At 43.5% G+C, this 26,818-nt stretch carries 27 protein-coding genes; 12 read left to right on the top strand and 15 right to left on the bottom strand.

The window, feature by feature from the left end; all coding sequences use genetic code 11:
- Positions 1 to 60 precede the first annotated feature (60 nt).
- The gene (locus D5I41_RS17235) at positions 61 to 936 is read right to left on the bottom strand and encodes a LysR family transcriptional regulator (RefSeq protein WP_162892855.1); all 876 of its coding nucleotides are present in this window, start codon (positions 934 to 936) and stop codon (positions 61 to 63) included.
- Positions 937 to 1,156: 220 nt separating this feature from the next.
- On the opposite strand from D5I41_RS17235, the gene D5I41_RS17230 reads away from it, so the two are divergent.
- The 6 genes from D5I41_RS17230 (at position 1,157) to recR (ending at position 6,693) form a co-directional block, all read left to right on the top strand.
- Positions 1,157 to 2,218 (top strand): response regulator, encoded by a 1,062-nt coding sequence (locus D5I41_RS17230; protein WP_235868941.1) that lies wholly within the window; start codon positions 1,157 to 1,159, stop codon positions 2,216 to 2,218.
- Positions 2,219 to 2,335: 117 nt separating this feature from the next.
- Positions 2,336 to 2,686 carry a YbaN family protein gene (locus D5I41_RS17225; RefSeq protein WP_119011538.1) on the top strand — a complete coding sequence of 117 codons (351 nt, stop codon included), beginning with the start codon at positions 2,336 to 2,338 and terminating at the stop codon, positions 2,684 to 2,686.
- A 280-nt stretch (positions 2,687 to 2,966) separates the two neighbouring features.
- Positions 2,967 to 3,512 (top strand): adenine phosphoribosyltransferase, encoded by a 546-nt coding sequence (gene apt / locus D5I41_RS17220; protein ID WP_119010864.1) that lies wholly within the window; start codon positions 2,967 to 2,969, stop codon positions 3,510 to 3,512.
- A gap of 25 nt (positions 3,513 to 3,537) precedes the next feature.
- On the top strand, positions 3,538 to 5,676 hold the full coding sequence (gene dnaX / locus D5I41_RS17215; RefSeq protein WP_119010863.1) for a DNA polymerase III subunit gamma/tau: 2,139 nt from the start codon (positions 3,538 to 3,540) through the stop codon (positions 5,674 to 5,676).
- Positions 5,677 to 5,747: 71 nt separating this feature from the next.
- Positions 5,748 to 6,077, top strand: coding sequence for a YbaB/EbfC family nucleoid-associated protein (locus D5I41_RS17210; protein ID WP_119010862.1), 330 nt, complete (start codon positions 5,748 to 5,750; stop codon positions 6,075 to 6,077).
- A gap of 16 nt (positions 6,078 to 6,093) precedes the next feature.
- The gene (recR, locus tag D5I41_RS17205; RefSeq protein ID WP_119010861.1) at positions 6,094 to 6,693 is read left to right on the top strand and encodes a recombination mediator RecR; all 600 of its coding nucleotides are present in this window, start codon (positions 6,094 to 6,096) and stop codon (positions 6,691 to 6,693) included.
- Between the two features lie 95 nt (positions 6,694 to 6,788).
- Here recR and aqpZ read toward each other — a convergent pair whose 3' ends face one another.
- Entirely contained in the window at positions 6,789 to 7,472 is a 684-nt protein-coding gene (aqpZ, locus tag D5I41_RS17200; RefSeq protein WP_119010860.1) for an aquaporin Z, read from the bottom strand.
- Positions 7,473 to 7,579: 107 nt separating this feature from the next.
- Positions 7,580 to 7,831 (bottom strand): hypothetical protein, encoded by a 252-nt coding sequence (locus tag D5I41_RS17195; protein WP_065210057.1) that lies wholly within the window; start codon positions 7,829 to 7,831, stop codon positions 7,580 to 7,582.
- 176 nt (positions 7,832 to 8,007) lie between these two features.
- Here D5I41_RS17195 and D5I41_RS17190 point away from each other — a divergent pair, with 176 nt between their 5' ends.
- Positions 8,008 to 8,448, top strand: a complete 441-nt coding sequence (locus tag D5I41_RS17190; protein ID WP_017032457.1) for a YcgN family cysteine cluster protein — start codon at positions 8,008 to 8,010, stop codon at positions 8,446 to 8,448.
- Here the strand turns inward: D5I41_RS17190 and D5I41_RS17185 are convergent, their stop codons facing one another.
- The 6 genes from D5I41_RS17185 to D5I41_RS21520 all read right to left on the bottom strand — a co-directional run bounded on the left by D5I41_RS17185 (position 8,449) and on the right by D5I41_RS21520 (position 14,320).
- The gene (locus D5I41_RS17185) at positions 8,449 to 9,396 is read right to left on the bottom strand and encodes a ChaN family lipoprotein (RefSeq protein WP_119010859.1); all 948 of its coding nucleotides are present in this window, start codon (positions 9,394 to 9,396) and stop codon (positions 8,449 to 8,451) included.
- Positions 9,397 to 9,419: 23 nt separating this feature from the next.
- Positions 9,420 to 10,232, bottom strand: a complete 813-nt coding sequence (gene rlmA, locus D5I41_RS17180; protein WP_119010858.1) for a 23S rRNA (guanine(745)-N(1))-methyltransferase — start codon at positions 10,230 to 10,232, stop codon at positions 9,420 to 9,422.
- A gap of 513 nt (positions 10,233 to 10,745) precedes the next feature.
- Complete coding sequence (locus D5I41_RS17175; RefSeq protein ID WP_119010857.1) at positions 10,746 to 11,690, bottom strand: glycosyltransferase family 2 protein; 945 nt, start codon at positions 11,688 to 11,690, stop codon at positions 10,746 to 10,748.
- Between the two features lie 2 nt (positions 11,691 to 11,692).
- Entirely contained in the window at positions 11,693 to 12,004 is a 312-nt protein-coding gene (locus tag D5I41_RS17170; protein WP_369691434.1) for an EamA family transporter, read from the bottom strand.
- Positions 12,005 to 12,021: 17 nt separating this feature from the next.
- A complete protein-coding gene (locus D5I41_RS17165) occupies positions 12,022 to 12,780 on the bottom strand; it encodes a class I SAM-dependent methyltransferase (protein ID WP_119010855.1) in 759 nt (252 codons plus the stop codon).
- A gap of 1,198 nt (positions 12,781 to 13,978) precedes the next feature.
- Complete coding sequence (locus D5I41_RS21520) at positions 13,979 to 14,320, bottom strand: ChaN family lipoprotein (RefSeq protein ID WP_268978232.1); 342 nt, start codon at positions 14,318 to 14,320, stop codon at positions 13,979 to 13,981.
- A 903-nt stretch (positions 14,321 to 15,223) separates the two neighbouring features.
- Here D5I41_RS21520 and D5I41_RS21290 point away from each other — a divergent pair.
- On the top strand, positions 15,224 to 15,910 hold the full coding sequence (locus D5I41_RS21290) for a hypothetical protein (RefSeq protein ID WP_147094847.1): 687 nt from the start codon (positions 15,224 to 15,226) through the stop codon (positions 15,908 to 15,910).
- A gap of 45 nt (positions 15,911 to 15,955) precedes the next feature.
- On the opposite strand, the gene rlmA (D5I41_RS17150) is transcribed toward D5I41_RS21290, so the two are convergent.
- From rlmA (D5I41_RS17150) to gap, 3 genes are all read right to left on the bottom strand, one after another.
- The gene (rlmA, locus tag D5I41_RS17150; protein WP_371860107.1) at positions 15,956 to 16,735 is read right to left on the bottom strand and encodes a 23S rRNA (guanine(745)-N(1))-methyltransferase; all 780 of its coding nucleotides are present in this window, start codon (positions 16,733 to 16,735) and stop codon (positions 15,956 to 15,958) included.
- Positions 16,736 to 16,843: 108 nt separating this feature from the next.
- A complete protein-coding gene (locus tag D5I41_RS17145; RefSeq protein WP_119010853.1) occupies positions 16,844 to 17,728 on the bottom strand; it encodes a D-hexose-6-phosphate mutarotase in 885 nt (294 codons plus the stop codon).
- Between the two features lie 130 nt (positions 17,729 to 17,858).
- Positions 17,859 to 18,854, bottom strand: a complete 996-nt coding sequence (gene gap / locus D5I41_RS17140; protein WP_119010852.1) for a type I glyceraldehyde-3-phosphate dehydrogenase — start codon at positions 18,852 to 18,854, stop codon at positions 17,859 to 17,861.
- Between the two features lie 348 nt (positions 18,855 to 19,202).
- On the opposite strand from gap, the gene msrB reads away from it, so the two are divergent.
- Both msrB and D5I41_RS17125 read left to right on the top strand, forming a co-directional pair.
- Positions 19,203 to 19,607 carry a peptide-methionine (R)-S-oxide reductase MsrB gene (gene msrB / locus D5I41_RS17130; RefSeq protein ID WP_119010850.1) on the top strand — a complete coding sequence of 135 codons (405 nt, stop codon included), beginning with the start codon at positions 19,203 to 19,205 and terminating at the stop codon, positions 19,605 to 19,607.
- Between the two features lie 48 nt (positions 19,608 to 19,655).
- Positions 19,656 to 19,946, top strand: a complete 291-nt coding sequence (locus tag D5I41_RS17125; RefSeq protein WP_119010849.1) for a YeaC family protein — start codon at positions 19,656 to 19,658, stop codon at positions 19,944 to 19,946.
- A gap of 14 nt (positions 19,947 to 19,960) precedes the next feature.
- Here D5I41_RS17125 and D5I41_RS17120 read toward each other — a convergent pair whose 3' ends face one another.
- From D5I41_RS17120 to sppA, 3 genes are all read right to left on the bottom strand, one after another.
- Entirely contained in the window at positions 19,961 to 20,644 is a 684-nt protein-coding gene (locus tag D5I41_RS17120; RefSeq protein WP_119010848.1) for a haloacid dehalogenase type II, read from the bottom strand.
- A gap of 176 nt (positions 20,645 to 20,820) precedes the next feature.
- Positions 20,821 to 21,846, bottom strand: a complete 1,026-nt coding sequence (gene ansA, locus D5I41_RS17115; RefSeq protein WP_119010847.1) for an asparaginase — start codon at positions 21,844 to 21,846, stop codon at positions 20,821 to 20,823.
- 141 nt (positions 21,847 to 21,987) lie between these two features.
- The gene (sppA, locus tag D5I41_RS17110) at positions 21,988 to 23,847 is read right to left on the bottom strand and encodes a signal peptide peptidase SppA (protein ID WP_119010846.1); all 1,860 of its coding nucleotides are present in this window, start codon (positions 23,845 to 23,847) and stop codon (positions 21,988 to 21,990) included.
- 304 nt (positions 23,848 to 24,151) lie between these two features.
- Here sppA and D5I41_RS17105 point away from each other — a divergent pair, with 304 nt between their 5' ends.
- Together D5I41_RS17105 and D5I41_RS17100 are read left to right on the top strand one after the other, a co-directional pair.
- Positions 24,152 to 26,155 (top strand): NADPH-dependent 2,4-dienoyl-CoA reductase, encoded by a 2,004-nt coding sequence (locus tag D5I41_RS17105; RefSeq protein ID WP_119010845.1) that lies wholly within the window; start codon positions 24,152 to 24,154, stop codon positions 26,153 to 26,155.
- A 60-nt stretch (positions 26,156 to 26,215) separates the two neighbouring features.
- Positions 26,216 to 26,764, top strand: a complete 549-nt coding sequence (locus tag D5I41_RS17100; protein WP_119010844.1) for an NAD(P)H nitroreductase — start codon at positions 26,216 to 26,218, stop codon at positions 26,762 to 26,764.
- Positions 26,765 to 26,818: the final 54 nt, after the last annotated feature.

Here is a 26,818-nt window from a genome sequence, read left to right as displayed (position 1 = left end):
AAAAAGGCCCAGCATGATGCTGGGCCTTTTTTTGTACTTTCAATTTTAACCAACACTGGTTTAGTTAAAGTAATCTCTGATGTAGTCGATCAGTAGTCGTGTTTTTTCTGGGATATGGTCTTTATGGTTATACAGCATAAAGATATCGCGTGGGTTTGCTGCCCACTCTGGTAGCACTTGCACCAAGCCACCACTTTCGATGTGATGATTCACCATTACGTTTGGAATCAAAGCAATCCCAACACCTGCAGAGCAGGCATGCCTTACTACATTAAGATCGGTTGCTTCTAGGCGACCTTTCGCTTTGTTCACTACGGTTTCACCGTGAGTGTTCAGTAGTGACCAGTGGGTAAGGGGTAAGCCTTTCAGAAGTGCATGATCGGTAAGATCTTCTGCATGCTGCAATGACGCTGAGCTGCTTTTTAGGTACTCAGGGCTAGCAACTAAGATGTCTTTAACTTCGGTAAGCTTGCGAGCAATGAGGTTTGAATCTCGTTGAGGGCCCACACGAAAAATCATGTCCCACTCTGTAGGGTCAAGTTCATCAGCGCGGTTGGTCATGCTAAGGTCAATCTGGATATCAGGGTAGGTATCCATGAAGCCTTCAAACAACGGCATTAACATACGCTTAGTCAGGTTAGCAGGAGAGGAGACTCTCAAGCGACCAGCCGCACCGCGACACTCTTCACCCAGTTCTACTGCAGCACTTGAAATTTGCTTTAGTAGAGGGCCACATTGCTCATAAAAACGTTGGCCGGCTTCTGTTAGTGTTAATTTGCGAGCGTGTCTGTTCAGCAGTCGTAAATCAATCGCGTCTTCTAACGCTTGTATTCTTCGAGTAATGGTCGCAACGGGAATGCGAGTGGCTCGAGAGGTGGCTGTATAGCTTCCATGCTCCACGACTTGGCGGAACAGATTGAGGTCATCAAGTTTCATAGTATCTTTCATGATCTAGATATGCGCTCACTTTCAAAGGGGGGAACAACCCTATTGGGTCAGGTGATTTAGTGTTTATTATCAAACAGTTTTTACAATTTGTCGTCAAAATAAGTCATTTATCTTTGTGATTATTTAAACGGACATCTAATGTTATAGCAATTGAAGTAGACTTAAAGAGTATAAAGTGCACCAAGAGAGTACCTTAGTGGAGCTGCCGATGAGCAAAAAATATGCAGCAGACGTTCTTATATTGGATGATGATGCCGTATTTCGAAATTTAGTGCGTTCACTACTTGAGACCCAAAACTATCGCGTGTTTGAAGCGGATAATGGTCTTGAGGGGTTACAGCATCTTGCGAAACATGTACCCGACTTGGTGATTTGCGATATTGAGATGCCGTTGCTAAATGGTATGGAGTTTGTGGAAGAGGCCAGTCATCAATATCCCTCTTTGCCTCTGATTGTTATTTCCGGTACTGAAAAGATGTCGGTGGTGGCAAAGGCTTTGAAATTCGGCATAAAAGACTTCGTCACTAAACCTATCGTCAATCCTACACATCTTTTGTCGACGGTTGAGAGTACCCTCAAAGAAGCGGAAGACTCCGCATTGGGCGCAAGAGACTTTACTAGCCAATGGTTTCAGCTAAATCCTCAAGGTGAACTGCCAGAAGATCAGGAATTGCACTGGCATCTAGAGTACCTAGACAATCATCCTGATATATCCCGAGACTTGTTGCAGGCTTTAGTTCCTGAGCAGAAAACCAGCCAAGGTGTATGGAACTGTCATTTTCGGGTACTACAAAGCTCTGAATCCATGCCTATTGTCTATGACTACGCGTGGAGCATGAATGGACAGTTTCTGTTTTACGTTCTTGATTCTGACTCGGCCGAGCAGTTTGGAGTGTCAACAACCTTATTGGTTCGAGCCTTGTTTAATGATTATATCCGTAGCCAAGAATCGCAGGTTTTTCATATCCAAGATTTAGTGAGTAACCTTGAAAAAGCCATTCGCTATGCCGATTGTGGTGAGCCCATAAACGCGATAGTCGGACTTGCTGATTTTTCAAATCGTGAGTTTAAGGTGATCAGCGCAGGTGTTGAGGGCGCTTGGAGTACTTCGAATGCAAACCATACGCTCGCAACTCAACAGAGCTTGGGTGGCGATAAAGTGTTGCATCAGGAACAGTTTCCACTTTCCACAACTGGAAAAAATAGTCTGAAGCTTTCTGGCCTAGCAAACGCTAACTGTCAAATTGTCATTGAAAGCAAAGCGAATTAGTTGCAAACCTAGCTTCAACTTCTTTTTTTTGCCTAGTTCAGATATGCTCTTTGTAGACTTATGCGTGGACAAGGCTTTGCAGTAGTGGTTACCCCCCAAAACCCAATAAAAAGATGGATGCTAATCTCCCTAGGGATAGTGTGCCTTGTGTTAGGGATAATCGGCGTCGTGTTGCCGCTGCTACCGACCACTCCCTTTGTGTTGCTTGCCAGCGCCTGTTTTATGAGGAGCTCTCCGCGCCTTAATCAAAAGCTGCTCTCTCACCCGATCTTTGGTCCTATTATCGAAGACTGGCGCGATACTCGTGGCGTCAAGCGTTCGGTTAAGCGTAAAGCGTACTGGCTCATTTTGTTTAGCTTCGCTTTGTCTATTGCTCTAGCTCCGATTAACTGGGTGAGGTTACTGTTGGTGGCCATAATGGCGATATTACTGTTGTGGTTAAGCCGTCTTCCGGAGCCTGCTGAGTAACTCAAGAGCGAAAACTTGAGGCATACCAAAGTGTGGCTTGCTCAAAATTGATAAAATCACTACCATATCGTCCACTTATATCAATCTAATCACTATGGTCAGAGACTCTGGTTATACTTTGTTTAGAGGGATATCAATCGCACCCAACCCATACGCAAATTAGCGGTAGTTCATCACCATGATTTAGGCTTACCTGAGTGCTCATACTGAGCGCTTTAGCGATGCGAAGTCAGGGGGAACGACTATGGTTAGGGTCTGAATTAAACTGTAAGAATTAACTATGAATATTGAAAAGCAAGCCCTGATCAAAGCCAGTATCAAAAGCATTCAAGACTACCCGAAGCCAGGTATTTTATTTCGTGATGTAACCAGTTTGATGGAAGATGCAAAAGCGTATCAAGCCACGATTGAGATGCTTATCGAACGCTACCAAGGCATGGGCTTTACTAAAGTGGTGGGCACTGAGGCTCGCGGGTTTTTGTTTGGTGCGCCTCTAGCGCTTGAATTGGGTGTTGGCTTTGTTCCAGTGCGTAAACCAGGCAAACTACCTCGTAACACTATCTCTCAATCCTATGAGCTAGAGTACGGTACCGATGTGCTGGAGATCCACACCGATGCGATCACCGAAGGTGATAAGGTGCTGGTGGTTGATGATCTGCTTGCTACTGGTGGCACAATCGAAGCAACAACCAAGCTGATTCGCCAACTTGGTGGCATCGTTGAACACGCAGCCTTCGTTATCAACCTGCCAGAGATTGGTGGTGATAAGCGCATTGAAAAAATGGGCATCGAAGTGTTTAGCCTATGCGAGTTTGATGGCCACTAATCCTTCTCATCTATCAGGATAATTAATGAGTTATTTAGCGTTAGCACGTAAATGGCGTCCAAAGCGATTTAAAGAAGTCGTAGGGCAAGAGCACGTCTTGACCGCATTAGAGAATGCATTGGATCAAAACCGTTTGCATCACGCCTATCTGTTTAGTGGTACTCGCGGTGTAGGTAAAACGACGATCGGTCGCCTACTAGCCAAGGGCTTAAACTGTGAAACTGGCATCACTTCAACACCTTGTGGCACGTGCCAAAGCTGTGTAGAGATAGACCAAGGTCGATTCGTTGACTTGCTAGAAATCGATGCTGCCTCCAGAACTAAGGTTGAAGATACTCGCGATCTATTGGACAACGTTCAATACAAGCCGGCCAGAGGACGCTTTAAGGTTTACCTGATAGATGAAGTGCATATGCTGTCAAAGCATAGTTTTAACGCACTACTGAAAACCTTAGAAGAGCCGCCTGAGTATGTGAAGTTTTTGTTGGCGACAACGGACCCACAAAAACTGCCAGTGACGATTCTGTCTCGATGCCTTCAGTTTCATCTTAAGCCTATTACTGTTGATGATATCCATCAGCAGCTAGAGCACGTTCTCGAGCAAGAGACTATTGCCAGAGAAGACCGTGCCCTAGGTATGCTTGCCCATGCTGCTGATGGCAGTATGCGTGATGCATTGAGCCTCGCTGATCAGGCCATTGCTTTAGGTAACGGCAATGTAGTGACAGAGCAAGTGTCGCGAATGCTTGGCACTCTAGATAGCGAACAAGCGCTATATCTGATTGATGCCATTGTTCATAAGCAGGCATCAAAAAGCCTAGAGGCACTAAATCAACTCGCCAGCAATGGCGTCGATTGGGATGGCTTATTGCAAGAGTTGTCGATGCAATTGCATCGCATCGCCATGTATCAAACGCTTCCAGCTACCTTAGATGCCGGTCATATGGACGCTGAGCGAGTTCAGCACCTTGCTGAGCAAATTTCTCCACAAGAGGTTCAGCTATATTACCAGATCGCTCTAAAAGGGCGTGGTGAGCTTTCTATGGCGCCAACAGAGCGAGCAGGGACGGAAATGACCTTGCTGCGTATGCTAGCGTTTAGCCCAGCTGACAAGCCTGCAGCGAACACTATTTCTACGCAGAGCAATATCAGCAGTGAAGCAACACAGTCCTTACCTGTAGTAGATACTGCGCCTGTAGCCGAAAGGCCGTCGCCGGTTCAACAAGCGAAAAAGGTTTTAGATCAGGGAGCTGCTAAACCTGTTTCACCAGAACCTCGCCCAGCAGAGCCGCTGCAACAAGCCCCTTATTCTGCACAGCAACCGTCTATGGCTGATGTGCCTCCTGTGCACTCAGGATATGAGCCACCGGCTCAGCAGCACCAAGATGCCTCAAACGTCGCTCAGCCAGCAGAGTCTGTTGGTCATGGCACAGCGAACGAACCACAAGCTTCGGTTAAGAGCCCGCTGGTGGGTCTTCGTCATCAACTTCGTTCTAAGCGCCAAAGCAAAACATCAGTACAAGGCGACCGCTCAAAAAAGGGTGAGGCAGTACAGACAGGTAAAAAAGAAAGCGTACTTGAGCGAGTGACTCAAAAGCACCCGCCAAAGACACCTTCAGAGTCCGTGCTGCAAGAAAAAGTCGATACCAGTAGTCTGCCATATCAATGGCAGGCGTCAGAGTCTTCTCAACCCAAAGAAATAAAGCCAGGCCTAACACCGGCATTGCTGAAAAAGGCTTTGGAGCACGAAAAGACACCCGAAATGGTGTCCAAACTGGTGGATGAATCTGTTGCACAAGACAGCTGGAGTGCTTTGATAGCTAAGCTGAATACCGCTAAGCTAGTAGAACAGTTAGCCTTGAATTCCCACTTTGAGGAGAGCAATAGTGGGATTGTCTTGCATTTAAGACCGAGTCAACAACATCTCGATGGAGACAAATCTCGCAGTGAGTTGATGCAGGCGCTTGCTGAAGTGACAGGGCAACATCGCGAGATTAAAGTACAAGTTGATGAGCAAGGTCAAACACCACTAGAGCTGCGAGAAACCCTGTATCAACAAAAGCTTGAGCAGGCGTTTAACAATTTAGAGAGCGACGAGCATATAAAGTTTATTGAGGCCCGTTTTTCAGCGGAACTGGATAGAGAGAGTGTTCGTCCAATATAGGGTTGAAATGGGTTAGATTAATCCCCATTTCACTAGTAATTATCAATACCGATATCAAAGAGAGATTCAGAATGTTTGGAAAAGGCGGTATGGGCAACCTAATGAAGCAAGCCCAGCAAATGCAAGATCGTATGGCGAAGCTTCAAGAAGAGATCGCACAAATGGAAATTACTGGCGAGTCTGGTGCTGGCCTAGTTAAAGTGACTATCACTGGTAGCCACAATGTGCGTCGCGTTGACATCGATGAGAGCTTGATGGAAGACGACAAAGAGATGCTTGAAGACCTGATTGCAGCAGCATTTAACGATGCAGCTCGTCGTGTTGAAGAGACTCAAAAAGAAAAAATGGCTTCTGTGACTGGCGGTATGCAACTACCACCAGGCATGAAAATGCCGTTCTAAGAAACAAAACTAATCAATGCGTACCAGTAACATGCTGGAGCAGTTGATGGAGGCCTTACGTTGTCTACCTGGGGTGGGTCCCAAGTCAGCACAGCGTATGGCCTTTCATTTATTGCAGCGAGATAGAAGTGGTGGCGTTAAGCTAGCAGACGCTCTTAGTCAGGCGATGACTGAAGTGGGTCATTGTGGCGAATGTCGAACCTTCACGGAAAACGATGTTTGTCATATCTGTAGCAACCCCAAAAGGCAGCAGACAGGCCAGATATGTGTGGTTGAAAGCCCTGCTGACATTGCAGCCGTAGAGGCAACAGGTCAGTATTCTGGACTCTATTTCGTGTTGATGGGGCATCTTTCTCCCCTTGATGGAATTGGTCCTAGTGATATTGGGCTTGATAAGCTCGACTTTAGGCTTCAGGAAGGCGAAATCAGCGAAGTGATATTGGCGACTAACCCAACGGTTGAAGGTGAGGCTACAGCTCAATATATTGCTGAGCTATGTCATATCCACCAAGTCAATGCCTCTAGGATCGCTCATGGCGTACCTGTCGGTGGTGAACTGGACTTAGTGGATGGCACCACCTTGTCTCATTCGCTGCTCGGACGACACAAGCTTTAATGGCAAGATGTTAAAAGGCCGCTTAGTGTAGACTAAGCGGCCTTTTTTATGCTTTCGAGTTTATACCAATCGCAGTAAGTAAGTGGTTGGTATTACTACTCTTTGCCAGCAACGGCTTTATAGATGATGGCGCCGATAATACCGCCAATAATGGGAGCTACCCAAAATAGCCATAACTGACTGATTGCCGCATCCCCGACAAATACCGCCACACCTGTGCTTCGCGCAGGGTTTACTGAAGTATTGGTGACAGGGATACTGATCAAGTGAATCAGAGTTAGACATAGGCCTATAGCAAGAGGGGCAAAGCCCGCCGGAGCTCTACCATCGGTCGCGCCCATAATTACGAATAGGAACACGGCAGTGAGAACGATCTCAGTGACTAGTGCCGCGGTCATTCCGTAGCCCATAGGAGAGTAATCACCGTAGCCGTTGGTCGCAAACCCGCCAATATCGGCACCTGCTTTTCCCGTCGCAATCACATACAACACACCACCGGCGATAATGCCGCCAATAACTTGTGCAATGATGTAAGGGACAACTTCCTTGGCTTCATGGCGACCACCGGCCCAAAGGCCAATAGTAACAGCAGGGTTTAGGTGACAACCTGAGATATGGCCAATCGCATAGGCCATAGTGACAACGGTAAGACCGAAGGCTAAAGCAACGCCCGCAAAGGCAATGCCGAGGTCGGGGATGCCAGCCGCTAAAACAGCACTACCACAACCCCCCAATACCAACCAAAATGTTCCAATCAGTTCGGCTAAGTACTTATTCATAAGAATCCCTTCTATAAGTGTTTGATTCTTAATAAAGGTAGTCGGTTTTTGCTAAGTGTGGAAAATTTTATAGGGATACAAAACGAAGAACTCTGATAAGAGCCACTTTAAGCAGTACAGTTTTCCAGATCATTGAGAATGAAAAGGGCTTGTTCACGGGTATCACCGCATACCCATTCTGCCGCTTTAAAGCCATGACAAACGTCTGGGCGCTCTTTTTTACCAAAAAGCTTACACAAGTTATCTTCGGTCAGTTGTTTACAGCGCTCACCGGCGTTCTTGCCGTTAGGATGCAGCGGAAAGCTGCTAGAGATACTTGGCGCTATACAACAGGCACCACAATAAAGACGACATTCCACAGTTGAGCCTTAGAAGAAAAGTGAAGGGGGATTATCAACAGTTTTACTAAGATTGAAAGAAGTTTCTGTACTCGGATGAAAAGTATTCATGTAAGTGCTTGATTGTCGCTTTTGCTTGTATTTTAAGCGATGAATAGGTATAAAACGCCTCCAAGTTTATGACGGTAAGATTTAAGATGACTTCTCCATTTTGGCAAACAAAAACACTAGAACAGATGAGCGAACAAGAGTGGGAAGCTCTATGTGATGGCTGTGGTAAATGTTGCCTACACAAACTTATGGACGAAGACAGTGACGAGGTTTACTACACTAATGTGGCCTGTAGCTGGTTAAACAGCAAAACCTGTAGCTGTAAAGACTATGCCAATCGTTTTGAGTCTGGTGAAGAATGCTTAAAGCTCACACGCGACAAGATTCATGAGTTTCATTGGTTGCCAGAAACCTGTGCTTATCGCTTATTGTCTGAAAATAAAGACCTGCCTGAATGGCACCCGTTGATCACTGGTTCAAAATCAGCCATGCATGCTGCAGGCGAAAGCGTTCGCAACAAAGTGGTGTATGAGATTGATGTTGTAGATTGGGAAGACCACATCCTGAATCACCCTAACAGAAAGTAACTACTCACAATTTGTCTTTGCATCCGAATGCGGATGTGTAGACATGCCATGATTAAGAGCTCCGCTGACAACCTGGTCGGGTAGAGGTAAAACCAATAATTGGTACTCAGGGAAGGGGCTTTGTTTTGATGTGCTTGAAACCTCATTCACTGGTGTTATTAGCGCAATCTTGAGCTCTGGCATTCGTTTATTAAGCGAGTAGGCGATGCCCATCCCATTCTCAACATGAAACTTTCCAGCCGTATGCATCACCTGATGTTCGGGGTTGTTTTTAATGTGCATAGCAATACTCTCCGCCATGGTCTCATCCCATGAAACCTGTGCCGCGTACATCTTTTCTATGACACCTTTATCCACCCCATCCATCATCTCGGTGAAATTTGCCTTATAGGGCCTATCAGAAGTATCCAGCTGTGCCGCGACAAACTTACGCTCTTCACTATTGAGTTGTTTGAGGTAATCAGGGCCAATTTTTCCGATACAACGCACGATATCTCGTGGAGCGTTTGCCGCAATTACAGGCATGTTCGCCGCTTTGGCTTGCTCAACAATAGCGCGATAGTCACTGGTGTAATTAGGCCACGCATTTCCATGAGCAATCAGTGCTAGTTCGCCAATTTCATTATTGAGGTATTGGTTGAGAGTTGATTGTGCAGGTCGGCTGAATTGCTCCATAGAGAGAGCCACATTGTCATTCTTATCTAGTAGCAATCTGTAGAGATCAGACTGAAAGCGATGTACTGCGGAATGGGAGTGCCATTCACCGACGAGGACAACATCTGCGTTCAAGACTTGCGACGGAAGCGAGGATAGGGGGATTGAGTTGGACGGTTTTTGATAAAGCTGATAGTCAAAAAATGTAGTCACAGGAGAATGCTGCTCTTTAGCAAGGACCTGAAAGCAAAGAAAACAGGAGAGCAAAACTAAGGTGTTTTTATGTGCGTACATATCGGCTCTCCTGCCTGCTTGGGTTAACTCACCCTGTAAACCTGAATATTAAAGTCGGCTTCACATTCAAAGATGTCACAGTCTTTGATCTCTGCCTGCAATTCCTTGGACGCTTTCCAAGCAAAGGGCGTCATTTGCAGAAGCTCAAACGCTAAGCCTTTTTCTAGTTGCATCTGATAATTGAGTTTAGTTTGTTCCACTAACTCTAGCCCTGAAAACTCATCTGCTTCTTCTTCGTGTAAACGGACTTCTTGATATATACGTTCGCGAAGCTGATATAGATGTCTTGCGCCAGGGGTTACAGTAATTAATAGACCATTGGGCTTGAGGCAGCGTAGCAGTTCTTCTTGTTTACTTGGTGCATAAACTTTAACAATGACATCTAGGCTGTTGTCGCTAAAGGGCAGTTTGTAGCTTGATGCAACACTGAAGTGGCAATGTGCGTAGCGTTTAGATGCATAACGAATGGCCACTTTGGAGATATCCAAACCATAGACTTCGGCGTCATCGGAAAGTGTTTGGGCGATTTCATTGGTGTAATAGCCCTCGCCGCAGCCAATATCCAATACCGTTGGAGCTTCGATGCCTTCTACGTACTTAGTGACGGTTGTGGCTAATTGCTGCTGCAGGTTTTGATAGTGACCTGATTCTAGAAAGATTCTGCGCGATTGCATCATCTCCTTGCTGTCGCCTGGATTCTTTGAGTGTTTATGATGCGCTGGCATCAGATTTACGTAGCCTTCCTTAGCCTTATCGAACATATGATTGTTAGGGCATTTAAACGTTCGAGATTCTAGGATTAAAGGTTGCGAACAAAGAGGGCAGGCGTAGATCATAATAACTGTATTCAAAAAATGGTATGCAGATAGTAGTCGCTATCGATGATAGAGACAATGATTATAAGAAGTGACTCTAGCAATGAACCTAGAGCCACTTATGGGCTTTACTTACAACCGATAGTTGTAGATAGCATGTGTAGTTCTCTTGGGGCTTAACAACCGTGCATGTCACCCATTGCTTTCGCACCTTCAGCCCAAGGAATCTAGAGCACTGCAGTATTTGCACCGCAATTTTCGATGACGATGTCGCGTTCAAAATCAGGGCCGCTCAAGGTGATGAGTGGTTTAGGCTATCGATGTACTAAAGTTCCATGCCTCGAATCTCAACATTATCGATATCAGAGATATTTAGTAATGTGTATTGCAATGCTTTTCGCTATGGTTTTATCCTAAGATACCTGAGCCGCCTATCGGCAACTTCCTTTTTATTTCTTCGAACAGTTCAGCTAAGCTCGCCTTGTTGGAGCAGCTCCGAGGTATTTATTTTAACTGACAATGATGATTACAAAATCATGGCGACTTATGCCTTTCTTCAATAATGAATTTTGGTCTCCGTTTTGCTTCAATGTAGATCCTACCTACATACTCTCCAATCACTCCTAGGGAGATAAGTTGAACTCCCCCTAGAAAAAATATACTTGTCATTAAAGATGCCCATCCGTCCACAGAATCTGTCGTTAACTTTACGTATACCGCGTAAAGTCCGCCCATAAATGAGAGGGAAGCTACGGTTAGGCCAATATAAGTTATTAATCTTAAGGGGGTAATTGTAGTTGAAGTTATTGCGGTTAATGCAAGAGAAAGCATTTTTCTAAGTGGGTACTTGGACTCGCCGATATCTCTAGTCTTTCTTTCATAGAAGACTGAATCGCTTTTAAAACCTAACTGTGGGATTATACCCCTAATATAAAGGTTAGATTCGTTGAATCTTAATAAGGCGTTAAGTGATCGCCGACCAAGGAGGCGATAATCTGCATGGTTTTTTATTTGAGTAGGATTAAACTTACTTAAAAACCAATAAAACACTTGAGCAGAATTTCGTTTAAAAGAACTATCATTGCGCCTAGAGTTCCTTACGCCATAGACTATTTCGTAACCTAAATAATGCTTTTTAATCATTAGGTTGATAGCATCAATGTCGTCTTGAAGATCGGCATCAAGACTAATCGTAATATCAGATTTAGACTCGGTTAGCCCCGCATAAAGTGCTTTTTGGTGACCTACGTTTTGAGAAAGCCTTATTCCTTCAATGTTGCTGTTTTCTAAAGATAATGCTTTTATAATTGACCAAGTATTATCGTTACTACCGTCATCAACTAATATAATTGAGCTTTCTTTGCTAATTAATGAAGCGTTAATGAGTTCTTCTAATTTATTATTCAACTTGTCATAAGTAGATTCTATTATCATCGACTCATTATAACAGGGTACAACAATGGATAAGGTTTTATTCATTTTTACTTACTTACTAGGTAGAGGCCAAATAGGATGAGTGTAATCCCACCACTTTGGTTTATAGATATGCTTTCCTTAAGAATTAAGCTACTAAATAACAAAACAAAAAGAAGACTTAAAATAGTAAATGGATAGACAGTCGCTAATGGTTCAGAAGATAATACTTTAAGCCACAATAATAGCCCTGCTAAATAAAATATGCCACCTGAGAAAACACTAAAATTTATATAGTAAAAGATGTTTACTTTATTACTTACGCCAATTTTAAACATTAGTTGACCTAATGCTGCAAAAAAACAGCTTAATACTATCAATACAAGATTGCAATAACTCAAATTGAACCTTTAAAGTAAAGTATCAGTGTTAGTCTTTTTTTAATCTTCGCAATAAAAGTTGCAATTTCAATAGGTAAAAAGTAGACCAATTTCTTCCGGATCTTATATGATAAAGAAGAAATATCCGCAATTTTTTCGTTATATGGTTGTCGATAATCTTTGAGTGATGTTGCGTAACATGAGGTTTTTCTAATGTAAATTAGGATGTTGTATCTATACCAAGGTGGAATGCTTTTTTTAGCTGAAATTCTAGGTCTAATAATATCGTAGGGCTCGAAATTATTCTTTTTGAAAATATTCCGCCAATAGTCATAGCACTGTTCGTTGACATGATTTTCTCCCCCTTGTCCTGGAGGAGCTGCAGAAAAAATGACAATATCAGAGTGCTTGCATATTGACTCAATTAATGTCGAGGAATATTTTTTAGGAATATGCTCTGCTACTTCGAGGCATTGGGCTACGGAGAAACTTCTCTTAAGGTTGAATGAACCACACAAATTCATACTAAGAAGACTTTGTCTAGGAATCAATAAATCTTTATCTGTTAAATTATTGCCATCAATACCATAAACATCACCGATATGATTGTCTTGCCATACTTTTAGCCATGTGCCGTCACCACATCCAACATCAAGAATACTATCCACTACAAAGTGTTGCATTATTACTGGGATAATAGCATTTGCGGCAAATTCCGAACCTTTGTTGATATATCGGAAAAAGTCGTCATTGTAAGCATGCTCTAAATCTTTCATCCAACAATATATTCCTTTAGATTATTATATGGCTTTACTACGGTGTCTAGATATCAGTTGGAAACAGTAGTATGATACAATTAATTAATGAATTATTTAAGTAAAAAAGCACATTACAAAGAATTGTATATAAAATATGAGACTTTGATCAGTTTTTTAGGTGAGAACTAGAGCTACGTGAATTGTGAAATTTATCTAGAAGATTATTTTGTTAACGTTGCATCTTCATGTTTTCTTATAAGGAGAGATATTTTTCGGGAATATATTTCAGGGGAGATTAGTTTTCGTTATCAATTCCATAGTTACTCAAGATTTAAGATAATAATTTCGATTTTTCTTATAAGGTGTATAGGAGGAAGATAATCGCATAAGTTGATATGCTCACCTTGCCAAAAAATTGACAATGGTAATGTAAGAAACTTACTCAGCAACGTCAACGATGACGATATTGACAAGGCTTAACAATGGATAAATTACCGCTCGAAAAATGTTTAGGGATAAAACAGTTGGCTGTCCTTTTTAAATGCTGAACCGGTATATTATTCTACCCTCCATAGTTATTCGTAATTAAGCGTCGTCTGTTCTCAATCATGCAAACCGATTGTAACTACTCATAATCTATGGTTGAGTCCGAATGTGAAGTGATCTGATATACCATGCTCATAACTCCCAGCCGCAATCTGTTGTGACAGAGGTAATACCAATTATTGGTATTCAGGGTAAGGACTTTGATTTAATTTGTTTGACACTTTAGTTACCAGCGTTATCGAGGCGATTATAAGATCGGGCATCCGTTTGTTGATGGAGTAGGCAATACCCATCCTATGCTTGACGTGAAATTTTTCAGCGGTGTGCATGACTTAGTTTTCTGGATTGTTTTTTATATGCACTACGTTGTTTTCTGCCATAGTCTTGTCCCATGTAGTAACTTGGGCTTAGTACAATTTTTCTATGACTTCTCGATTCATTCCCTCCATAATGTCAGCAAAATTCTTTTTATAGCGTCTCTCAGAGGTATCTATTTTTGTTGCTACAAACTTACGTTCTTTAGGTTCTAACTTTTTAAGGTAATCGAGTTCCACCTTCCCTATACATCGCACAATGCGTTTGCCGCAATTACCACTTTAGTTAGCTCTACCATAGATCGATAGTCACTTGTGTAGTTAGGCTATGTATCACCGTGAGCAATTAGCACCAACTAACCAATCTCACTATTCAAATACCGGTCGAGAGTAAGTTGTTCCGGTCGGATAAACTGTTCCATTGAGAGCGCCGCTTTTTCATTTTTCTCTAACAAGTGTCGGTATAGATCCGATTGAAAACGATGCATAGCGGGACGGGTGTACCATTCACCTACGAGCACAACATGTTCTTGTATGATATTTATTGAAAGGGAAAAGACTGAAACTAAATTTTGTGATGGACTGTAAAGCAAGTAGTCGCAATAGCTAAGAACTTCAGCGTTGAAGGAGTTAGTAAAGGTGAATAATGACGTAGATATAATTGAGGGTTGGATCCCAATTTTTTTAGTAACTAACATATTTTTTCTCAACTCATAGTGTTGTTCTTGAAATTTAAGGGAAAAGAAGGTTAGATATAGTTTAGATACCATTTGCTTTTTTTGTAAATATGAAGTTAGTGAGAAATTCAAGATGAAGAAAAATTATATTGTTCAATGAATAGGTTTTATTTTCTAGTCCATAAGTAGAATACCTTATCGTCAGGGTTGATTTTGATATAATATTTATTGTCCTATATACTAGGCGAAAATATAATTACTGATATATCATTTAAGAATGAGGGTTATATTAATTTGCTTATTAATAAATGCATTATAAAAAAAGTCGCCATCGTGGTACTACTGCTTTTAACTTCATACAATGTGTATAATATGTCATTCTTGGATTTCTATAGGCATGACTCTGGATACTACCTTGATACTTACGTATGGAAATTAATTAATGAAGGACGATGGGTATATTTCTTGTACTTTAATTATGTTAAGCAGTTACCTCCAATAGTAAATATATCATTGTATTTTTCAATCATGTTATTTTTCTTCTATAAGGTATCTTTTGAAATTAGTGATAATCATGATGATTCTATTCTTTTTTCTTTGTTATGTGTTAATTCACCAACGTTATATATCCTTTTACTTTGGCCTGTTCTCCCTGTGTTATCATCAATAATATTACTAATATTATTGCACTATAGTAAAAAGATAGACTTGAAATTCCTATTGTTATTGAGCGGAATATTGTCTTTTGCAACATATTCAAATGTTCATTTTCTAATGCCTTTATTATTTTTGAATAGTTTAACTAAATCTAGTGCCAGTTTTACCATTAACTTTATTTTGATATGGGTTGGAAGTTTCATCATTGGGTATGTCACATCAAATTTATTTGTTTACTTCTTTACATATTTATATTTTGATGAGCCTATGTTTATTAAGCTTGCGGACTGGAGAAACCCGAATCCTATAAACTCGATGCAATCATTAATGGGGAATTTTCACATTACGGTTTCTAGGATAATTAGTGATCTTGTGTACAGCGAAATGCGTTATATTATTCTTGTGTTGTTCTCTTTTATTATTTTGTCCCAAAGAAGAATTCCTGTTAAGGCTTACTTCTGGTCTGTAATAATATTTTCTTCTTTTTATTTTAGTAATATATACCATGGGATTATTATAAGTTATCGAAGTTTGTTAACTTCCTTTGTTGCTTTGTTTATATTATTTATGTTCTTAAAGCCTCCATATAGGTCTATATCATTAATTTTATGCTCTTTTATTCTTTTGGCATTTAATTTTGAGAAAGTAATATGGTTTAAAGATGTTTCATCTACTGTAGCGCAAAGGTTTAATAGCATTAGTCACATTTTTAATGGTGCAGATGGTAAAGTTTACGTTCATTGGAACAAAAATGAAGAATACAAGTTTTTCTTTGATACCAAAGAACAACCTTTTGGCATTGAACATATTAATGACTTTGAATACCGTCAAGTGCGGCCTTACCTCTTAGCACAGGGTTTTGATAATGTTCAGTTTCTTTATACAAATACTGAATATATGGGTGTTGTTCGTACAACAAGAATTGACGACCATTGGCACATTTATTTTGAATAGTAATTACGTTTCGTAACTCTATAGATGCATAAATTGAAATCTGTCTCACACACACTCAAAGGTGTCACATTCTTTGAGCTCTGCTTGCAATTCCTTAGACGCCTTCCAAGCAAAGGGTGTCATTTGCAGAAACTCAAACGCTAAGCCTTTTTCTAGCTGCATCTGATAATTGAGTTTAGTTTGTTCCACTAACTCTAGCCCTACAAATTCATCTGCTTCTTCTTCGTGTAGACGGACTTCTTGATATATACGTTCGCGAAGCTGATATAGATGTCTTGCGCCAGGGGTTACGGTAATTAATAGGCCATTAGGCTTTAGGCAGCGTAGCAGTTCTTCTTGTTTACTGGGTGCATAAACTTTAACAATGATATCTAGGCTGTTATCGCTAAAGGGCAGTTTGTAGCTTGATGCAACACTGAAATGGCAATTTGCGTAGCGTTTAGACGCATAACGCACGGCCACTTTGGAGATATCCAAACCATAGACTGCAGCGTCATCGGGAAGTGTTTGGGCGATTTCATTGGTGTAATAGCCCTCACCGCAGCCTATATCCAATATCGTTGGAGCTTCGATGTCTTTTACACACCTACTTACGGTTGCCGCTAATTGCTGATGAAGATTTTGATAGTGACCGGATTCTAGAAAGACTCTACGAGCTTGCATCATCTCTTTGCTGTCACCTGGATTCTTTGAATGCTTGTGATGGGCGGGCATCAGATTTACGTAGCCTTCCTTAGCCTTATCGAACCTATGATTGTTAGGGCATTTAAGCGTTCGAGATTCTAGGGCTAAAGGTTGTGAACAAAGAGGGCAGGCGTAGATCATAATAACTGGATTCGAAAAATGGTATGCAGATAGTAGTCGCTATCGAAGATAGAGACGATGATTATAAGAAGTGACTCTAGGATTGAATCTAGAGTCACTCATAGGTGTTTACTTGCAACCGATGGTGGTAGACAACGTGTAGCTCTCACCAGGCTTAACAATCGTGCCTGACTCGATACTTGGGGCATGTTGGCTGGCTTCAATGCACAGCATGGTTTTGTAACCATCGTCTTGCATGTCGCCCATTGATTGAGCACCTTCAGCCCAAGGATTCCAAATCACCGCTGAATTAGAACCTTGGTTTTCAATGACAATCTCACGCTCAAAGCCAGGATCGCCCAAGGTGATAAGCGGCTTAGGCTGAGTGTAAACTCTGTCGATGGTATCAGTAAGGGTGAGTACGTCGCCGCCTTGAGTCAGTTTCGCCTCGTTGAGGCTATCGATATACTCAGGGCCCATACCACGTGTTTCAACGTTATTGATATCAGAGATATTAAGGTAGGTGTGAAGTGCGCCAGAGAAGCGCCAGTCGGCTTCATCAGTGTTAGTCATTACAAGACTAACCTTTAGCTCGCTACCTACTTCTACGTTCAGCACAGCTTCAAATTGATGAGGCCATACTGCTAGCGTCTCCTCAGAGGTGCTTAGACCTAAACTCACAATAACACCGGTTTCATTTTCTCTGTGCTCGATAAGTTTCCATTGTGAGCTACGAGCAAACCCGTGTGCAGGTGCTGCAATTCGGCCAAACCATGGCCAGCATACAGGGATCCCGCCACGCAATGCTGCTTTACCATCGTATAGGGCTTGTTCACTCATCCAGATAAGGTCGTGTTGGCCTTGTGGCTTAAAAGAGATGACGTGACCGCCGTGAAGCGCAATGGCAGCAGAAGCTTTTTCGTGAATGACGCGAACAATTTGAAGCTCGTCTTGCTGAACGATGGTGACGTTGTCAGAGAGGACCGCTATTGCGGGTAGTTGATATACATCCATATTGAGTTCTCACTAAATTAGGGCGTATTGTGATGCACGGTTGGATGTGCAGTTGTAATTATTGCCCTAAATTTTTGACAAAAAAAAGGCGACTCGAGAGCCGCCTTCATGCAAATTTCTTAGCCAATGCTTACTTAGAGATGTGAGCAACTAGGTCTAGAACTTTGTTTGAGTAGCCGATTTCGTTGTCGTACCAAGATACAACTTTAACGAACTTGTCGTTAAGTGCGATACCAGCTTTAGCATCGAATACAGAAGTACAAACTTCACCGATGAAATCTTGAGAAACAACTTGGTCTTCAGTGTAACCAAGAACGCCAGCCATTTCGCCTTCAGAAGCTTCTTTCATTGCTGCACAGATAGCTTCGTAAGATGCACCTTCTTTAAGGTTAACAGTTAGGTCAACTACAGAAACGTTAGCAGTTGGTACGCGGAAAGCCATACCAGTTAGTTTGCCGTTTACTTCTGGAAGTACAACGCCTACAGCTTTAGCTGCACCAGTTGAAGATGGGATGATGTTCTGAGAAGCACCACGGCCACCGCGCCAGTCTTTAGCAGAAGGACCATCTACAGTTTTTTGAGTTGCTGTAGTAGCGTGAACTGTAGTCATAAGACCAGACTCGATGCCGAACTTGTCGTTAAGAACTTTAGCGATTGGCGCTAGGCAGTTAGTAGTACAAGAAGCGTTAGAAACGATGTCTTGACCAGCGTAAGTGTTGAAGTTTACGCCGCTAACGAACATTGGAGTTGCGTCTTTTGAAGGACCAGTAAGAACAACTTTCTTAGCACCTGCAGTGATGTGCTTACGAGCAGTCTCGTCAGTTAGGAAAAGACCAGTTGCTTCAGCAACAACGTCTACGTCGATTGCGTCCCACTTAAGATCTTCAGGGTTGCGCTCAGCAGTTACACGTACAGTTTTACCGTTAACGATTAGGTTGCCGTCTTTAACTTCAACAGTGCCGTTGAAACGACCGTGAGTTGAATCGTACTTAAGCATGTAAGCCATGTACTCTACGTCGATTAGGTCGTTGATACCTACTACTTCGATGTCGTTACGCTCTTGTGCTGCACGGAAAACGAAACGGCCGATACGGCCAAAACCGTTAATACCTACTTTGATAGTCATTATTGTTGCTCCACAACTTTTATGTCAGATTAATTTTAAACTGGTAGTAAAATTACAAAACTCAGTTTCCTTCTGCAACAGATAATCCAGCTTATTTTGTTTAAAGTCAAAAAAAAATACTTTCTTATCGTACTTAGGCCTGCAGATGGTGGTTTATTGCACTCATTTGACGAGGTAATGTCCAATAAGTGCGTGTTGCGCAACAAAAAACTGATATTGAAGCGCGAATTTCTATCTCTTTCACATAAGTGGAAGAAAGTATGTGCTACAACATCGGACGAGGCAAGTGATCCACTGCCAAAAAGTAATGATAAATTTTAATTAGGGAAGCAGGGACTCGTTTTACGTATGAGTGATAGTAGAAAATCAGACCAAGAATGGCGTCAGGAATTATCAGAAGAACAATATCGTGTGTGCAGAGAGCAGGGCACTGAAGCGCCTTATAGTGGAAAACTATTGCACAACAAAGCGACCGGCGATTACGCATGCACTTGTTGCAAGACTTTGCTGTTTAAATCAGATAATAAGTACGACTCAGGTTGTGGTTGGCCAAGCTTTGATGCACCAGTGTCTAATGATGCGATTCGCTATTTGGAAGACAACAGTCACGGCATGAAACGCGTAGAGATCCGCTGTGCTAATTGTGATAGTCATCTGGGACATGTGTTTCCTGACGGCCCTATTAGCACCGGAGAGCGCTATTGTGTGAACTCGATATCCTTAGTGTTCAACAAGGATAATGAGCAAGGTTAATCATTGTGGTAACTTTGTTACAACATAAAACAACACAGGAGGGAGACAATGAGTCAAACTATTCCGGATTTAGAGCAAATGGTCGATGCCATTACCCCTGAGGCATATCAAAGACTTTGCTTTGCTGTAGAAACGGGCCGCTGGCCTGAAGGGACAACGTTGAGTGAAGAGCAAAGAGCCTACTGTCAGCAGGCGGTAATGCTGTATCAAAGTAAGAATAATACCGAGGCGCAGCACATGACGGTGGCAGCAGGGGGAGAAATCAGTTTTAAATCTAAGAGTGAATTAAAGCGCCAATTTAACAACGAAGAAACGATCACTAAGGTGAAAGTCGATTAATCAGTGGTCGTTAGTTAAGCCTTCAACTCATCGTCAATTTTTACTATCTGCTCGACCAGTTGCTGCATGTTGTCAGCAACTATCTCCGCCTTTTTGTATAACGGATGATAGATTGCGCCGCTTCGGTTGATGTAAGCGGCGCGCATTCCTGCCGTCATCGCCCCATGGGTATCCCAATCATGCGTTGCTACTAATCTTAGGTCCTGGATCGAGCGGTTCACCTTTGATGCTGCATAGTGGTATACATCCACACATGGCTTGAAGCTTTCTGTTTCTTCGACGGAAATGACTTGGTCGAAATACTCAGTGAGTCCGGCATTCTCTATCTGTGTGGTGATTAATTTAGAGGATGAGTTGGACAGGGCAACGGTGCGATAACCATTGTCTTTAAGCCAAATCAATGCCGGTTTTATATCTGGATGGGCGGGAAGGTTTGCAAATGTAGACAATATTTCTGTTTGTTGGGCTTCACCGAGGGAGAGTTGTTTTTTTGAGGCTAACGTTTGCAGGGCAATTTTTGCAAGAGTCGCAAAATCTGATTTGACCCCAGTGACGATGGTGACAGTTGAGCTATGTAGCAACATAGAAAACCAGGTTTCGGCATAATCCACACTGCCGAAATAGGCTGCAAATTTAGGTTTGAGTGGCGCTAAGCTTAGAACCGTTTCGTTAATATCAAATAAGACTGTATCACGCATAACCGGCTTACCCTGTTCTGTTGGATAGGATGACAATAGCACTTACTGTTATGACTGTTAAAGGCGGACAGGACAAAAGATGGGTAGGGTAGAAGCAAGCCGACTCAACGAATATTGGTCGGCTCATTTCATTGAAAGAAAGCTCGAGACAAAAACAAATCCCAAAGATTCTAGTCTTACAAACTCATCTCACCATGCAGTACTCGCTGCATCTGAACCTTGATCTCTTCGTAGTCCAAACCTTGGCTTAGAAGGAAGTGAAGCTTAGCGAGGGCCGCTTCATGAGTCATGTCGTAGCCGCTGATCACTCCAGAGTCAGCGAGGGCACAGCCTGTTGCGTAGCCACCCATGTTCACCTTGCCTGCGAGACACTGGGTGAGGTTAACCACAATAACCCCACGCTCTGAGGCTTCTTTAAGGTGTGCTAACAACTGCGGGTTTTGCGGAGCATTACCCACACCAAAGGTCAGCAAAATCATTGCATTCACAGGCTGGCGCAATGTATTGCGAATTACCTCATGGGAAATACCCGGATACATAGTGATAACACCGATAGGTTGCGGAGTTATCGTGTGTACCTTGAATTCACCGACGGGCTTCTTATCCACTTCTGCAATAGAGCTCACCTGAATGTTGATACCAGCCTCAAGCAAAGGAGGAAGGTTGGGCGAGGTAAATGCTGAAAAACCGTCGGCATGCGATTTAGTACTTCGATTACCGCGCATCAATTGGTTATTGAAGAATAAGGTAACTTCATTGATTGGGTAGTTGGCAGCAATATGCAGGGCATTTAGCAAATTGGCTTGACCATCTGAGCGCAGTTCCGCAAGAGGTATCTGAGACCCTGTCACTATTACTGGCTTACCAAGGTTCTCCAACATAAACGACAGTGCAGACGCCGTATACGCCATGGTATCGGTACCGTGCAGAATCACGAAACCATCGTACTTGTCGTAGTTATGCTTAATGTCGTCGGCAATTTGTTGCCAATCAGCAGGGGTCATATCGGAAGAGTCGATAAGAGGCGCGTATTCGTGGATAGTGTACTCTGGCATCTCTGGACGATTAAACTCCGGCATACCAGCAAGTTGTGACTCCATGAAACCTGCCACAGGGACATAGCCGTTTGCTGATTTTTGCATACCGATAGTACCACCGGTATACGCGATATAAATGTGTTTACGTGTGTTCTGCTGAGACATAAAGACAGGTGCTTTTTACGGGTAACTGATGGGGGCGAAGTATAGCGGATTTAAGGGCTCAAGCAATATGACACTGCTTCAAGTATAACAAAGCCCAGCGTAATGCTGGGCTTTGGCTGTTAGTACTTACTATTTAAATGCCTATTGTACTTGGCAGGGCAGGCACAAGGTGTAGTAACCGTTTGGATCGTTAAACTGTTGCATCACGCTCAGATCTTGCTGAACTTGCGAGGCAATAGGCTGTAATGCGCTTGGAAGCCACATATTAACGTCTAGACCCAAAGAGACGGAGATTCGCTTGCTGAAGTCCTGCAAAAACTGCTGAGCAGGTGACAAAGATTTCTGTAACCAATTAAGGGAGTAAGTATCTATCTCCGCTAAGCTTGCTGCGCGAGCAATGGCGTCATCAAAATCACCGATAGAATCCACAAGGCCTTTATCCACCGCATCTTGACCAGTCCAAACGCGTCCTTCCGCTATTTTTTCAACGGCGTTCGCATCTATGCCTCGATTCTCACTGACAAGGCCTGTAAAGCGTCGGTAACCATTTTCGATACCTAATTGCATAGCCCGCTTCGCTCCGTCGTTTAGACCGGAAGCAATGCCAATACCAGAGAAGGGAGAAGTACCTAATCCATCGCTGTAGACCCCGTACTTGTTAAAGCCTTTCTCAAAGGTGGTCACCACACTAAAGATACCAATGGAGCCCGTTAAGGTTGTTGGTTGCGCCATGATTTCGTCGGCAGACATCGAAATCCAATATCCCCCAGATGCGGCTAGGCTAGACATAGACACAACGACTGGACGATTTGTTTCCTTGAATGCAATCAGTTCATTTCGAATCACCTCAGAAGCAAAAGCGCTACCTCCTGGACTGTCAACGCGAAGTACCAATGCTTTGACGTCGTCATTGAGGCGAGCTTTTCGAATCAGTGCGGCTGTCGTATCACCGCCCACCGAATTGCCTTGCTGTGGGCCATCCATAATGGCGCCACTGGCGACAACGATGGCAATTTCATTATCAGTAAGTGCGGGCTCTTGGATCACTTCGTCTTTGTAGGTGTAATACCCAACCGATTTAAAGCCATTTTCATCATCGCCCCCAAAGGCTTCGATCATCGCGTCTCTTGCTTGTTGGCGAGTCGCTAATTCATCGACCATACCGAGTTGCATTGCTAACTGAGCTAGGCTGCCATCAGCTTGCTCAAACTCCTTCAAGAAGGTATCCATACTTGGATTGAGCACAGATTTTTCAATGCCTCTGTTGCTGGCAACATCATCGACATAGGCTCCCCAAAGTTGGCCTAGCCAAACACTAGCCGCTTCTTTGGCTGGTGCAGACATGTTGTTGCGAGTAAAGGGTTCAACCGCGGATTTATAAGTCCCCACTTTAAAGACGTGCGTCGTAACGTCTAGATTTTCTAGCAAGGTTTTGTAATAAAGAGAATAAGAGCTGTATCCGCGAAGTAATACGCCACCATCTGGAGCTACGTAGATTTTATCGGCATAACTCGCTAGATAATATTGGCTCTGGTTGTAGAAATCTCCAATGGCGTAAATAGGTTTTCCGCTGGCTTTGAATTCATTAAGCGCCTTAGCAATATAACGTAGCTTGGTAAGATTCGTTTCTGGCATTTTCTTCAAGCTGAGGACAAGACCTGAAACGTTTTCATCTGAAGCCGCATGGCGAATAGTCTCTCTGATGTCGTAGAGCACATTTTCTCGAGGTATCTCGTTACCCAGTAGCGAGCCAGTTAACGAATCCATAGGATTTACGAAGCGTCGCTGTTCGACGATTTTCCCAGAGATGTTCAGCACTAGAGCTTTGGGCTCTTTTTCGACAGGAACAGCTTCATCTTTGGAGCTAATCTGCGAGAAGCTGAAGTAAATAAAGACGATAGCTGCGATGAATAAAAGGTTGGCGAGAGCGAGGCGAATGAAAGTGATGACCTTCCAGATGCCTTTAATTATCTTACCGATGAAGCGAAACAGTGTTTTCATTGTGTTCTCCGCCTGATCCTTCAACAATCAGAGATTTAGGGGAAATGATTCTTAATGCTAAGTGATAATCGGTCCAATCACAAACCTCTCAGTGCGAAATGTTGCTCAAAAGAGTCAAATAAAATCATAGACCTACAGGTTTGCTGTGACAGATTATTCTGCACTCTTAGATATCGTATACGTTAATCGCAAAGATTGTGATTACCTTAACGAATGTTGCGGAATTGTAAAAATATATTTGCCATATGAGGGAACCCGTTTTATCGTGGTCAGACCAGGATGAATTAAGCAAACAGGGGATGCTATGTACCCAAACCTACTTCGACCACTTGACCTAGGTTTTACCCAATTAAGAAACCGAGTTTTAATGGGCTCAATGCACACAGGGCTAGAAGACAGTGCAAAAGGCCTGCAAAAGCTGGCGGCTTTTTACGAGGAACGTGCCAAAGGCGGAGTAGGTATAATAGTAACCGGGGGCTTCTCTCCTAACCTGCGTGGTCGTCTCTATCCAACAGCTGCACAATTTAGCCGACCAAAACACGCTGAGGCGCACAAGGTGATCACCGAAGCTGTGCATCGCTACGATGGTAAAATAGCCCTTCAATTGCTGCATGCTGGGCGTTACGGCTACCACCCTTTAACTCAAAGCTCTACTCCAGCTAAAGCTCCTATTGCTAAGTTTGCACCCAGTGAGATGAGCTCAAGGCAGGTAGAAAATACTATCGAAGATTACGCCAACAGTGCAGCCTTAGCGAAGCAGGCGGGCTACGATGGCGTTGAGGTCATGGGCTCTGAAGGCTACCTAATTAATCAATTTATCTGTAAGCGCACCAATAAGCGCGCTGATAACTGGGGTGGTTGTTATAAGAACCGTATGCGCTTTCCGCTTGAAATAGTGAAGGCTATTCGTCGTTCTGCAGGAGATGACTTTATTATTATCTTCCGTCTTTCGATGCTGGATTTGGTTGAGGAGGGGAGCACCCTAGATGATGTGATTTTGCTGGCTAAAGAGCTCGAGAAAGCTGGCGTCACTATAATCAACACTGGTATAGGCTGGCATGAAGCGCGCATTCCGACCATAGTCACCTCAGTGCCAAGAGGCGCTTTTACTTGGGTGACCAACAAGGTCAAACCGCATGTATCTATCCCTGTCATAGCAACCAACCGAATCAACAGCCCAGAGCAGGCTGAAGAAATCATCGCGCAGGGCGCCGCGGACATGGTGTCAATGGCGAGGCCTTTCCTTGCTGATCCTGAATTCATCCGCAAAGCTGCAGACGGCGAGCCGCAATTAATCAATACCTGTATTGGCTGTAACCAAGCCTGTTTAGACAATGCCTTCGGGGGCAAACGTGCCAGTTGTATGGTCAACCCTAGAGCGTGCTACGAGACCGAGTATCCCATTATTAAGGCCACGCAAAGCAAGCGTGTAGCCGTTATCGGCGCGGGACCGGCAGGACTCAGTGCTGCTTTGTATTGTGCCAAGCGCGGGCACCAAGTGGACCTTATCGAGAAGAGCGATAGGATCGGCGGTCAATTTAGACTGGCGATGCAGATCCCAGGCAAAGAAGAGTTTAGAGAAACCATACGTTACTTTGCCAACCAGCTGGATAAGTATGGCGTGAATTTGCTTCTGAATATGGAAGCAACTGAGCAAGTGCTGAAAGAATACGACGATGTGATCATGGCCACTGGCGTTAAGCCAAGACAGGTCAAGATTGAAGGCTTAGCAGAAAGCACCAAGGTGTATGACTACCAAACGTTAATTCGCGAGAAAAGTTATGTCGGCGACAAGGTGGCGGTGATAGGCGCAGGTGGGGTAGGCATTGATGTGGCGACCATGCTCACAGAACCTAGTCGTTATTCGCTACAAGAGTGGATGCATGAATGGGGGATAGATCAAGAGTACAAGCATGACGGTGGCTTGTATCCTTTCCCTGAGATCCATTCCAAAACAGAAGTGTGGTTACTGCAACGTCGCGACGGCACCGTTGGCAAGGGACCAGGAAAAACAACCGGCTGGGTACACAGAGCGACGCTACAAAAACGCGGAGTTCATCTACTTGGCGGGGTTAGTTATGAGAAGCTGGATGAGACTGGATTGCATCTATCTGTTAAGGGAGAGTCGCAAACCCTAGATGTCGATAGTGTGGTGGTGTGTGCTGGCCAAGAGTCGGTAAGACCTTTTGAAGATAAATGGGCGGAAAAAGAAGGCCACGTTCATGTCATTGGCGGGGCAAGTGAAGCCGGTGAACTTGATGCCGTTCGCGCTATTCGTCAAGGGTTTGAGATTGCAATTAAGATCTAGTCTCATTTAGATGTTACACTCATTCGAGTAATGTAAAACTGATTCTGGAATGAAAAATACATGGAAGCACTCGATCTATTATTAAACCGTCGCTCTATCGCGAGACTGTCTGCGCCGGCCCCAAGTGGAGAGGCACTTGATAATATCTTAAGAGCCGGTTTAAGGGCGCCAGATCACGGGGCAATAACCCCATGGCGCTTTGTTATCTCACAAGGTGAAGGGCTACAAAAACTGGCTGATATCTTGGTATCAGCGGCAACTGCAGCGAAGGCTGAGGAAGCAGTAATAGAGAAACTGTCTAAGGCGCCATTTCGAGCGCCTATGGTGATTACGGTGATTGCGAAAACCAAGCCACATCCAAAAGTGCCTGAGTTTGAGCAGTACTTATCGGCTGGTTGCGCTGTACAGACGATGCAAATGGCAGCCGTTGCCCAAGGCTTTCAGGGCTTTTGGCGTTCGGGGACTTGGATGTTTGATCCCAATGTTGCTAAGGCGTTTGGTCTTGAAGGACAAGACAAGATTGTAGGCTTTTTATATTTAGGTACATCAGAGTGCACTCCAGCCAGAGCGCCCGAGCGAGATCTTGATAAGTTCGTCGAATATCTATAGCCCTATCCTGAGCGTTATTTACCAGGCGTAATCCCTTTATCATTCTTGCACTTA

Source organism: Vibrio superstes, from assembly GCF_003569005.1.
GTDB lineage: Bacteria > Pseudomonadota > Gammaproteobacteria > Enterobacterales > Vibrionaceae > Vibrio > Vibrio superstes.
This window is presented reverse-complemented; position numbering and strand designations above follow the sequence as displayed.